Below are 12,630 nucleotides of genomic sequence, written 5' to 3'. Positions count from 1 at the left end.
TTTTCGCAATAACAGTTACTTTAACATATTTAACTGATTACTACTTAGAGATAATAGCGAAATGTTCTACGAACCACCCCGCTCAACACAAAACTTTCTTATAAACTTTTTTAATAAAGGATATAAACCTAATATTTTCAAGTAATTATAAGATATAATTTTTATTTTTCAAACAAAGTCTAGTATAAACTAATCCGTCGGAGCATTTTTCTGTGCTGGCAAAACTGTCTGAGCGTAGCGAGTTTTTTGTCAGTGCAGAAAAATGTCGTAGACTAGCCATAGGTTATTGCGTAGCAATCTTGCCATAATTTTAATTATTAGGATAAATCTTTATTGCAAGGTAAGGTTTTGCAGCAATGAGCAATCCTACAAAAATAAAGTTAGTTATTTTCCAAATACTCAATATAATTTTCCACTTCCGTACTTGTTCCTGATAACTCAAATTTCATTAATACTGGAATTTTGTATTTTTGCTGAATTTTATCAGCTGCTAGTGCGAAAAATTGCCCCCAGTTTCTGTTTCCGCTGGAACTTACTGATTTTAATAGTTTGCTGTTGTTTTCATTTTGCAGAAATTCATTTGTTGTTACTGGAATTTCTCCAATTTTTGTTGTAAATGTCAGAAAATGTCCTTCATTTTTGATTACCATAGTTGGATTTATCTTTATAAAATGCCAGTCTGGACGTTTGGCTTGCATTTTTTTTATGAATCGTTCAACATTTCCTGTTTTTGAATCGTAATATATATACATCGATTTCACCTTGCTTTTTAATATTTGTTTCACTTTTTCGTGAAAAAGCTGCTAATTTTTATTTCACAAATATTTTTTTAAACCAAAAATCCTTAATTATGCTAACTCATTTAATTTTATACAACTTTAAATTTCAAGCAATTTTAAATATATAGTAAAATTTCTTTAAAACCAAGTTCAAAAACTATAACTATTATTCTCAAACCCTAAATTTGTATAACTCTAAAGAGTATAATTTTAAATTGGTTCGATTACATTTCCGAATTTTTGGCATAAAATATACCCAAAACTAAATATTTTAATAAAATTTGTTTTGAGTATTATTATTACTTTAAATTGTATTTTCAAATTGTTCTAAAGTTACATCATTGAGATAATTTCATTGATTTCTTCTGGCTTAAATCCAATTGTTCTTTTTATTTCTTCGTTTTCTTCAAACAAAATTACTGTTGGAACACTTCTTATTTTATATTTTACAGCAATCTCTGGATTGTCAAATGGATTTATTCTTTCATATTCTATTCCTTTTTTATCTAATAAGTCAGATACCATTGCACATGGATTACAATCATTTTTTTCAAATTTTATAATTTTTCTCATTTCTACATCTTCTCCTTTATTATTAACAAAACACAATATATTGTGTTTATTTTTAAATTTATATCGTATATGTAGTGTATCTCATTTTTGAAATTTTTTCAATAAGATTATATTTAATTTTTGATTAAAGAGTTTTCTAAGTTGATGGATAAAGGGGTTTTGTAAATTATATATTTTATATATCAAAATTTTCTTATTTATTATTATTTAAAAAACTTCTGAAAAAATAATAGTTTTTGTAATATTATTTTTTTATTTAACTATTAATATAAAAAATTTTCTAAAATTATTACAAATATAATTAAATTTATTTTTAAATAATATTAAAAAATTTGTGATTATTTTTAAATATTTATATAAATTGTTTCTGATAAGTAAAAATATACTAGAAAAATATTATATTTCTATATACACATACACTTTTTTATGATAAAATAATAAAATGTAATTTGAAAATAGGAGCTGAAAAAATGAAAGAAAACAAATACAAAAATTCTTACAATTTATTGCAAAATGATTTAAAAAACAAAATATTACTGCTGGATGGAGCGATGGGGACTATGATTCAGCAAGAACATTTAACTGCCAATGACTTTGGTGGCGAAAAATATGAAGGATGTAATGATTATCTTGTTCTACAAAGACCTGACATTATTAAAAATATTCATAAAGGATATCTGGAGGCTGGGAGTGATATTATTGAAACAAACAGTTTTGGGGCTTTGGATATTGTCTTGAAGGATTATGACTTGGAAGATAAAGCTTTTGAAATGAATAAAGCTGCAGCGGAACTTGTAAATGAAGCTATTGCTGAATATAGAAGCGAGCATCCTGAAGTTACGAGAAATCTTTATGTTGCAGGGGCATTAGGGCCTTCTAACAAATCTATCAGCGTTACTGGAGGTGTTACTTTCGAGGAACTTATCCATAGTTATTATACGGCTGTTTCTGGACTTATGGCTGGCGGTGTGGATTTGATTCTATTTGAAACAATTCAGGATACCAGAAACTTGAAGGCTGCATATTTAGGACTTAAAAAGGCAATGGAAGAAAATTATACTGTACCGTTGATGCTATCGTTTACAATCGAAAGTACAGGGACTACACTTGCTGGACAGTCAGCAGACGCTTTTTATTACGCTGTAAATCATATGAATCCATTTTCTGTGGGATTGAACTGTGCAACAGGGCCTGAATTTATGACACAATTTTTAAAGACACTAAATAATATTTCAAATACATATATTTCAGTTTATCCAAATGCTGGACTGCCCAACGAAGATGGAGAATACGAGGAAACTCCAGATACATTATCTGCAAAAATTGAGCCGTTTTTCCAAAATAATTATTTAAATATTGTTGGAGGGTGCTGCGGAACTACGCCTGAACATATTCAGAAAATTAAGGAAAAAAGTGTAAACTATTCTCCAAGAGTTATTGATGAAAACAAAGATTTTAACGATGTATCAGGACTAATTACTTTAGAAACTCCAAAAAACCGTCCAATTTACGTGGGGGAACGTACAAATGTAATTGGTTCACGTATTTTTAAAAACTTAATTGCAAGCGAAAAATTTGACGAGGCAACAGAAGTTGCCAGACTTCAGATTAAGGGGCGTGCAGATGTAATTGATATTTGTCTTGCAAATCCAGACAGGGATGAAGTGGCAGACATGAAAGCATTCTTAGATAAAGTGGCAAAATTTGCAAAAGTTCCTCTTATGATTGACTCAACTGATATAAATGTTATCAAGGAAGGTCTTACTTACTTGCAAGGAAAAGGAATTATAAATTCAATTAACCTTGAAGATGGGGAAAAGAAATTTGCTGATATGGCAAAAGTTATTAAGGATTTTGGGGCTTCTGTCGTTGTAGGACTGATTGATGAGGAAGGAATGGCTGTTTCAGTTGAGAAAAAATTGAAAGTTGCTAGAAGAAGTTACGAACTTCTTACGAAAAAATACGGAATTGATGAAAGAGATATAATCTTTGACACATTAGTTTTCCCAGTTGCTACAGGAGATCAGAAGTATATTGGCTCTGCCACAGCAACAATTGAGGCAATTAGACAAATTAAAGCTGAAATGCCAAATGTAAAGACAATTTTAGGGGTAAGTAATGTTTCATTCGGATTGCCTGTCGCAGGAAGAGAAGTTTTGAATACTTACTATATGCAAAAAGCCTACGAAGCCGGACTTGACTATGCAATAGTAAATACTGAAAAAGTTATGCCAATGGACGAAATTTCAGATGAAGAAAAGGAATTGGCAGAAAATCTATTATTCCATACAAACGATGAAAATGTATCAAAATTTGCAAATTTCTATCGTGAGAAAAAAGCTATCCAAAAAGTGGTCGATACAAGCAACTTAACTACCGAAGAAAAAGTCTCAAATTTAGTTGTTGAAGGAAGTAAAAAAGATTTAATTGTCTATCTTGATGAATTACTTCAGAAATATTCTCCAATTGACATAATAAACGGTCCTCTGATGACTGGAATGGATGAAGTTGGAAGACTGTTTAACAACAATGATTTAATTGTTGCCGAAGTGTTGCAAAGTGCAGAAGTTATGAAAGCCTCTGTTTCACATCTGGAACAGTTTATGGAAAAAGATGAATCATCTGTAAAAGGAAAAGTAATTATGGCAACAGTAAAAGGGGATGTTCATGACATTGGAAAAAATCTGGTTGGAATAATCATTGGGAATAACGGTTACGAAGTAATTGACTTAGGAATAAATACTCCTGCTGAAAAAATCCGTGAAGCAATTATTGAACACAAAGCAGACTTCTTGGGACTTTCTGGACTTCTTGTAAAATCTGCCACAGAAATGGTAAATACTATGGGCGTTCTGCATGAAGCTGGTATTGATATTCCAATATTTGTAGGAGGTGCGGCACTTACGGAAAAATTCACTGTAAATAAAATTGAGCCTGCCTACAAAAATAATATCGTAATTTACTCAAGAGATGCAATGACAGCTCTTGCTGACTTAAACAAAATGATTGATGAGAAAAAATTTGAAGAATTTAAGGAATACTTGCAAAAACGTAGAGAACTCGTAACAATTAAAGATGCAAAAAAACTTGAGCAGCTGAAAGTTAAACCAACAGTAAGTGACATTAAAGATGCTGACGGAACATTTGATTTTTCAAAAGTTGAACTTCCAAAATACGACTTTGAAAAAATTTATAAGCCGCAAACATTAAATAAACAAATTATAACAAACATAAAAGCAAAAGATGTATTCCCATTCATAAATTTACAAATGCTAATTGGAAAACATCTTGGAATGAAATGGATTGTAAATAATCTAATTGAAAAGCAAGACCCTAGAACAATAAAATTATACAATGAAATTTTGGATATTATCGAAAATGGTGATGAATATTTTGATATAAAAGCTATCTACAAGTTTTTCCCTGTACGTCGAAAAGCTGGAGAAAGAAAGGAAGATTTCAAAATCGAAGTTTTATCAGATGACTTGTCAACTGTTTTAGAAACATTTGATTTCCCAAGACAAAAATACGGACAGTATTTATCATTAAATGATTATGTAAGCCCAGATGGAATCGACTACATCGGATTCTTTGTTGCAACTGCAGGAGAAAAATCAAGACTTGTTTCAAACGAACTTAAAGAAAAAGGTGAATTTTACAGAGGGCATATTGTAAACTCTGTAGGACTTGAACTGGCTGAAGCAACATCAGAATACATTCACAAAATGATGCGTCAGGATGTAGGAATTATCGACAAGGACATTGCTTTAAACGAAATTCTAAGTGCCCAGTATCAAGGAAACCGTTACTCTTTCGGATACCCTGCCTGCCCAGATTTAAGTGACCAGAGAAAATTATTTAATCTTTTAAAACCAGAAAGATACGGAATCTCTCTAACAGAAGAATTTATGATGTACCCAGAAGCTACAGTAAGTGCGATTGTATTCTCACAGCCGTTCTGTAAATATTTTAATATGTAGTTTTTTGAATTTTTTGTAAGTGAAGTGTATTATTTTAACTTATATAATGCACTTTTCTTATGAAAGGAGAAACAAAATGTATCAAATAATAAAAATGATTTTATTAAGTTCAATTTTTATGGATTATATTGATATTCAAAAATTGGATAAAAGCGTATTTACAATACATATTATTGAAATAATGCTTGTTTTGTCACTAATTAATGGAATTATAAATTTATATGACGAGAAAAAATTTTTATAATTGAATTTCTTATGATTATTTTATTTCATCTGGCTGGAAACAAGATTATTCTAGAAAATTTTTCATTTTTTGGCAATTAATAAAACTAATCGGCGTTTATATTCTTCATCTTCTCATTACAACTGATGTAGGAATGGATGACAATAATACTAGACCTTTTTCAAAACTTGAGTGGATAATTATTTTAAGTATTCTCTTAATATTTATATCTTTAATGTTTATTTTTAAAAAGGAAATACATAGTTCTCTCATTTGGAACATTTATTATACTGTTTTATTTTGTTCAAAAAATATTTTTAAAAATATTAAAGAATATATTGAAAATCAAAAAAGAATAGAAAAGGAAAATAAAAACAAATGGCAAAAATAATAATTCGTGATAAATTAAAATTTAGGATATTCCCAAAAATACTTTGGATTGATAATGAAAAGATAAAATTAACACCAAATTCTGAAACTATTTTTGAAACTGATGAAAAGTATGTAATCCTTTCAGAAAACAGGGCTAAAAATAAAAGATTAGGAATAAATCTTGAAGATAAAAAGAAATTTTAATAGAAATAAAATATGATTTTTTTAGATTAATTACTGTATTTTTAATAATTCCAATATTTACAGGTATTGTAAAATTATTTTTACTTTCAAATGTTGAATCCAATCACTTAGTCACTTTTGCTGGGTTTCTTATTATTATTCTGTGGAAAAGATTCAGAAGTGGTTGATATTTAAGATTATTGACTTTTAAAATTTTATATTGTATAATTATAATGTAAAAACAGAAAACAAATTACCTTTAATACAAATGGTAATTGTAAGGAGTGATAAAATTGAATATTTCGAAAAAAATTACTGTACTTTTATTTTTAATGTTGTTAGTATTTTCTTGCGGAGATAATGACAGCGAAAATGAGAACGCTGATAATACTACTTCTACAAAACAAAAAAATAATTCTGGCAATACAGATACAGAAACTAAAAATAAAGCTGAAAACACAGTACAAGGTATCAGATACGGAAGTGATACTGTTGGTTATGTAACAAAACCTGAGAATTGGCTTGAATTTACAGATCCAAATTCATCTCCAACTGCAGTTCAGTTAAGTATTGACCCTGTAAACATCGTAACTTTAGACCTACTTTCTAAAGATGGGAAAGCAAATTCAGAAAAAGCTGCCTATGTACTTATGCAAAAATATCTTAATGAAGGAATTCCTAAAGAAAATATTACTTTAGATCCTGTTGATATAAATGGATATCAAGGTACAAGTTTAACAATAAAGTATAATGATGGCACTATAATGATTGTAAATTGTATTGATCATGAGGGTAAAGTATATTTTATCTCTATGGAAGGTCTTCAAAATAGACAAACATTAGTGGAAATGGCAAAAGTTATTGAAACTTGGAAACCAACTAAATAAAATTTATAACTAAAAAAATTGGAAGAAAATCTAAAATATAGACAACTTCCAATTTTTTATTACTTTTAACTAATCACATTATCATAAAAAATAATTTTTTTATAATTTATTTTCTTTTTCCTGCTTTTTTTACTTCTTTCTTCTCTACAAAAACAATCTTTTTCACATCATCATAAGTTTTAGCAAAGTAGAATTTCATCTGGTCTGCAATTTCCTTTGGCAATTCCTCTGTATCAACTTTATTGTCATAAGGAAGCACTACATCTCTTATTCCAACCCAATTATATAAAAGTTATTATAAGATAGATACCTTATTTTTTAGCGTTTATTTTAGATTATAATACAATATTTTACGTAAAATGCCCTATTCAAATTTATATTGTCTCCAAATTGCCCCCATAACAACATCAATTTTTAATTATTTTTCTTTGTCATTTCTATTTAAATTTAATCCATTTTCTTTTTCACTTATACTATTTCTATTTTTCATCTCTGTTTCAATTAGTTTATTTACCTCACTTAATCGTTGTCGTTTTTCCGTTAGTAATGTTGCTTGTTCAAATGGTTTCTGAACTTCCTTTTTTGATTTCTCTAGTTCATCTTTAAATCTATTTAAATTTTTCTTTTGATTATCCAGTCTTTTAGAAATTTCATCCAAAGCATTATCCATTCTCGTAATATTTCCTAATTCACTTGTTCCAAAATCCAAATAATGTTTAGTTTCATTTTGTAAAAATCCTTTAAACTCTTTTGCATAACTATCAAAATATGAGTAAATATCAAATCCTCTGTATTTTCCAATCCTTTCAGAAACATCTGTCATACTAGATTTTATTGACTTTAAAAGTATTTCCCCAGCCTCTTTTTTATCTATAATCTGTTTATTTCCTATTGTTATTCCTACAAAGTTTTCTTTATCCTTCGGATTTTCTTTTGATTTTTGTATATCTTTTTCTAAGTTGATAATCTCTTTTTCAGTATTTTCAATAACTTTTGGATAGTATTTTAAAATTTTATCTTCCAAGTGATACAAATTACTCTTATAATTCGATTCTAACAATGTTAGTTTACTAACTTCCATATCTAAATCCATTTTCTCTTTAATTAACGGATTTCCAGTTGCTAGAGCTTTAATTTCTGCGTAATTTAATGTACTCTCATCAATATCTTCCGCAACTCTAACTGGAGTTTTGGAAGTCATAATTTGGCTTATAAACTTTTGTTTATTTTCGATAGTCTGCCACAAATACGAATCGAACGTATTCTCAGTAACATATCTATAAATCTCTACTTTTTTATTTTCGTTCCCTTGTCTGACTATTCTTCCTGCCCGCTGTTCCAAGTCTGAAGGACGCCACGGCACATCTAAATCGTGTAATGCTATTAGTTTATTTTGAACATTTGTTCCTGCTCCCATTTTTTGAGTAGAACCAAAAAGTATTCTAATATCTCCACTGCGAACTTTTGCAAATAGTTCATCTTTTTGTTTTTCATTATTTGCATCGTGTATAAATGCAATTTCATTTTCAGGTATTCCTTTTTCAATTAATTTTGATTTCATATCGTCATAAATATTAAAACTTTTGTCACTTTTCGGTGTTGACATATCTGAAAACACAAGCTGTGTCGAACGATTTTCTTTGCTATTTTCCCAAATATCAAAAATATTTTGTACACAGTTATTTACTTTACTATTTGGATCATCAGGTAGCATTTCATTTATCAGACGCTGATCTAATGCTAATTTTTTACCGTCGTTTGTTATTTTTAGCATATTATCTTCAGTTGATTCTACTTTTTGATTTCTAACTGCCTCTGCTCTTTCGGAAAAACTTTCCAATATTTTTTTCTGATGCTCCGTTGGTTTTGTCAGAATTTTTTTATATTCTACTTCAGGTGTTGGCAAATTTAGCATATCTGCAGTTTGAATATCTGCAAATTGTTTAATGTTTGTCATTAACTCAGGCAAATTATAGAATTTAGAAAATCTAGTTTTTGATTGATATCCATTACCTTCAGGTGATAATTCTATAGCTGTAACGGTTTCTCCAAATGTACTTGCCCATGAATCAAAATTATTTTCTCCACGACTTTTTAATTCTTCATATTGTAAATATCGTTGCATTGTATAAAGTTCTGACATTGAGTTACTGACTGGTGTTCCTGTTGCAAAAACAATTCCTTTTCCACCTGTTATTTCATCCATGTATTGACATTTCATAAACATATCTGAAGATCTTAATGCTTCAGTCTGTCCAATTCCTGCAACATTTCTCATTTTTGTATAAATATATAAATTTTTAAATGCATGTGCCTCGTCCACATACAATTTATCAATGCCTAATTCTTCAAAAGTTATAACATCATCCTTTTTAAAGTCATCATTTAACTTTTGTAATCTTGTTTCCAACTTTTTCTTAGTTGTTTCAAGTTGTTTTACTGTAAAATTTTGGTTATTTTCTTCCTTTAATTTTAGAATATTTTTTACAATTTCATTAATTTCATCTTGTATATGTTTTTGCTGATAATCCTTGCTCATAGGAATTTTTTCATATTGTGAATGTCCTATTATTACAGCATCGTATTCTCCAGTTGCAATTCTTCCAATAAACTTTTTTCTATTTTTAGTTTCAAAATCTTTTTTAGTTGCAACCAAAATATTTGCTCCTGGGTACAGTTCCATAAATTCACGTCCCATTTGTTCAGTTAAATGATTAGGCACTACAAAGAGCGATTTTGAAGACATCCCAAGTTTTTTAGACTCCATACAGCTTGCTACCATTTCAAATGTTTTTCCTGCTCCAACCACATGAGCCAATAACGTATTTCCACCATATAAAGTTCTAGCAACCGCATTTAACTGATGTTTTCGCAATTTAATTTCAGGATTAATTCCATCAAAAGTTAGATTGCTTCCATCAAATTCACGAAGCCTAATTGAATTGAATTTTTCGTTGTATATTTTTGTTAATTCTTCTCTTCTTACAGGGTTTTCAAATACCCAGTCCTTAAATTTCTGTTTTAATATATCTTGTTTTTGCTGCACTAACAAAGTTTCTTTTTTATTCAATACAGCCTTCTTTTTTCCATCTCCGTCAGTAACATAATCAAAAATTTTTGTATCTTTTAAATTCAAGGCATCTTCAATCAATTTGAAGGCATTAGCCCTTGAAGTTCCGTATGTCATATTCACTAACGGATTACTTTTATCTAGATTTTTATTACTTATATGCCATTCAGACGTAAAATCCGAATACTCTACTTTCATATCTATAACCCAAAGATTTGTCTGTAAAGTTTCAGATATAAATTTTTCTATATGTTTTGCTGGTATCCAAGTTGCTCCGATTCTTATATTTATTTCACTTGCTTCAAGTGGTTTAGGCATTACTTCCTGCAATTTTTCTTTCTGATACTTTAATTCGTCAATACCAATATCTAATTTCAAATCATATTCTGTATTTTGTTCTTTATAGTTTAAAAATTTGTCAACTAATGTAATTTTCTCTCGTATATTCCCACTTAAATATTCATCCTGTGGCACGTATTCAAATTTTTTTAAATCATAAAATATTTGTCCTTTTAAATATTTCTTTAATTCTTTTTCAGAAATATTTGATAATTTTTCCATATATTCAAAATCTACTTTTCCCTTTTGTGAAATTGATAAAATCAAGGCTTCTTCAGGTTTATCGACTTTTTCAATCGCTTTTGAATATTTAATTGTCCTTTTGAAAAATATTACTTTTTCCAATAAAATTTTTCTCTTCATCTAATAATTCTACTGAAGCTAGTAATGGATAAGTTGAATCCTCTCCTAAAATTTTAGCATTCTGTTTGCTATTCAAATAACCAAATTTTTCAGTAAAATCATTATAAATCCTATCCAAAATCGCCTGTCTTTGTTTCAGTTCTTCGTCCGTACAGTTCTCTTTTTGAACTTGAATTACATCTCTTAATTTCTTAGATAAATCAATATATTTTAAAACTCTATTTTTATCTTTTTCAGAAAAGTCTTTTGAAATTAATTCATTATTTTCTTTAAAAAATACTTCATTCTCTCTTTTTACAAAGGAAAAATTTCTCTCAACATTTTCAATTTCATTAAGTATTGTTTCTTTTTCCCCTTCGGTTTTCTCATAACTTCCTTTAATATTTTGAATAGCATTATCCAAACTTATTTTAAGGTCATTATCACTATCATAAATACAGGCTACAGTCTTTCCAAATCTTCCTGATATTTCTTTCATTTCTCCTATTATCATTTGTGGATTGTCTACAAAATATTTATTGTATGTTAAGCCATTTTTATCTTTTGATAACTCATACCAATCCTGATTTTCCTGTTTCAATTCAGTTCTTTTTTTTAAAAAAATTATATCTGAAGTTACTTCTGTTCCTGCAATCCCCTTAAAAATATTGTTAGGAAGTCTTATTGCTCCGAGAAATTCAGTTCTTTCACCAATATATTTTCTTACAGAAGCATCTTTTTTATCCAATGTTCCTGAAGATGTTACAAAAGCAATAATACCACCACTTTTTACTTTATCAATAGATTTAGCAAAAAAATAGTCGTGTATCATAAAATTATTTCTATTATAATCTCTGTCTATAACTTTAAAATCTCCAAAAGGTACATTTCCTATTGCTATGTCGAAACTATTATTGGAAAAAACAGTTTTTTCAAACCCTTTTATTTGTATATTGCTTTCAGGATAAAGTTTTTTTGCAATATTACCACTTAAACTGTCCAGTTCAACTCCATAAACTTTTGAATTAGAAAATTCTTCTGGCAAATTTCCAATAAAATTCCCAATCCCACAACTTGGCTCTAAAATATTTCCTTTTTCAAATCCTAGATTTTTAAGACCCTTATACATTGTATCAATTACAATTTTTGGAGTATAAAAAGCAGTTAATGTACTTTCACGAGCATTACTGTATTCTTCAGATGTTAAAACTTCTTTTAAATAATTCCTAGCATTTTCCCACTGCCCTTTTTTATTTTCATCAAAAACATCCGCTAATCCACCCCATCCCACATATTTTGACAATATTTCTTTTTCCTGCTCATTTGCCTGATTTTCATTAAGATTTTTTAAGACTCGGATTGCATTGATATTGTTTTCCAATCTTTGATTAGGCGTTAATTTTTCTAATTGATTTTCCTTTTTTATCCTAAAATTCAAAAAAGGAGTTTGCAATGCTCCTTTTTCGTTTTGATTTATACTTCTATGAATTGTTTCTGAATTATTTCTCTCATCGAAGAGCGAAGGTTGTTGTAAAGCCCTACCCATTCCATTTGATCTTTTCTTTTCAGTTCTTCTGTTATTCCCCAAACTTCCATCATTTTTGGCATTTCTTTCTCCTTGAACTCTTCTATTTGTTCCTGTATTTCCATTAAGTGTCTCATCAATTGGTTGCTGTTCATCAAGTTTTCCAATTCCATCGGATTCTCTTCCTCCAAATAACGAAGTCTTGCTCTCCCCCAAGTGTCGAGTTTCCCTCTGTCTATCTCCTCTGGAGTTTCCAAGTTCGGCACTAATATCTCGAACTGATTGTTTATCATCTCCACTTTGTAAGTTCCCCCTGCTTCCTCGTATGGTGTTTCTTTCACTATCGGAATATAAATC

The 12,630-nt window shown here is 29.0% G+C and carries 9 protein-coding genes and 1 pseudogene; 4 read left to right on the top strand and 6 right to left on the bottom strand.

The features are described 5' to 3' along the window. Positions 1-380: 380 nt before the first annotated feature. Both nrdI and FVE75_RS05105 read right to left on the bottom strand, forming a co-directional pair. Positions 381-752, bottom strand: coding sequence for a class Ib ribonucleoside-diphosphate reductase assembly flavoprotein NrdI (nrdI, locus tag FVE75_RS05110; protein WP_147005529.1), 372 nt, complete (start codon positions 750-752; stop codon positions 381-383). Between the two features lie 360 nt (positions 753-1,112). Continuing rightward, the gene (locus tag FVE75_RS05105; RefSeq protein ID WP_147005528.1) at positions 1,113-1,352 is read right to left on the bottom strand and encodes a thioredoxin domain-containing protein; all 240 of its coding nucleotides are present in this window, start codon (positions 1,350-1,352) and stop codon (positions 1,113-1,115) included. A gap of 470 nt (positions 1,353-1,822) precedes the next feature. Here FVE75_RS05105 and metH point away from each other — a divergent pair, with 470 nt between their 5' ends. From metH to FVE75_RS05085, 4 genes are all read left to right on the top strand, one after another. Further along, positions 1,823-5,332: a methionine synthase gene (gene metH, locus FVE75_RS05100; protein ID WP_147005527.1), complete on the top strand. Its 3,510-nt coding sequence runs from the start codon at positions 1,823-1,825 to the stop codon at positions 5,330-5,332. 76 nt (positions 5,333-5,408) lie between these two features. Next, positions 5,409-5,576 carry a hypothetical protein gene (locus FVE75_RS11335; RefSeq protein WP_232052649.1) on the top strand — a complete coding sequence of 56 codons (168 nt, stop codon included), beginning with the start codon at positions 5,409-5,411 and terminating at the stop codon, positions 5,574-5,576. Between the two features lie 357 nt (positions 5,577-5,933). Further along, a complete protein-coding gene (locus FVE75_RS11330) occupies positions 5,934-6,131 on the top strand; it encodes a hypothetical protein (RefSeq protein ID WP_232052648.1) in 198 nt (65 codons plus the stop codon). A 272-nt stretch (positions 6,132-6,403) separates the two neighbouring features. After that, positions 6,404-6,997: a hypothetical protein gene (locus tag FVE75_RS05085; protein ID WP_147005526.1), complete on the top strand. Its 594-nt coding sequence runs from the start codon at positions 6,404-6,406 to the stop codon at positions 6,995-6,997. Between the two features lie 106 nt (positions 6,998-7,103). Here the strand turns inward: FVE75_RS05085 and FVE75_RS05080 are convergent. The 4 genes and pseudogenes from FVE75_RS05080 to FVE75_RS11855 form a co-directional block, all read right to left on the bottom strand. Next, positions 7,104-7,271 (bottom strand): annotated as a pseudogene (locus tag FVE75_RS05080) (S16 family serine protease); the annotation flags it as partial. A gap of 144 nt (positions 7,272-7,415) precedes the next feature. Continuing rightward, positions 7,416-10,769 carry a helicase-related protein gene (locus FVE75_RS11325; RefSeq protein ID WP_232052646.1) on the bottom strand — a complete coding sequence of 1,118 codons (3,354 nt, stop codon included), beginning with the start codon at positions 10,767-10,769 and terminating at the stop codon, positions 7,416-7,418. Beyond that, complete coding sequence (locus FVE75_RS11915) at positions 10,717-12,294, bottom strand: Eco57I restriction-modification methylase domain-containing protein (RefSeq protein ID WP_456298528.1); 1,578 nt, start codon at positions 12,292-12,294, stop codon at positions 10,717-10,719. Before FVE75_RS11915 ends, FVE75_RS11325 begins: the two co-directional genes overlap by 53 nt. Beyond that, positions 12,222-12,566, bottom strand: coding sequence for a TnpV protein (locus FVE75_RS11855; protein WP_408610444.1), 345 nt, complete (start codon positions 12,564-12,566; stop codon positions 12,222-12,224). The genes FVE75_RS11915 and FVE75_RS11855 overlap by 73 nt, the downstream gene beginning before the upstream one ends. Positions 12,567-12,630: the final 64 nt, after the last annotated feature.

The sequence above is a fragment of the Leptotrichia hongkongensis genome, from assembly GCF_007990635.1.
Classification (GTDB): domain Bacteria; phylum Fusobacteriota; class Fusobacteriia; order Fusobacteriales; family Leptotrichiaceae; genus Leptotrichia; species Leptotrichia hongkongensis.
The sequence above is the reverse complement of the archived record's forward strand: the minus strand, read 5'-3'. Positions and strand labels throughout refer to the sequence as shown.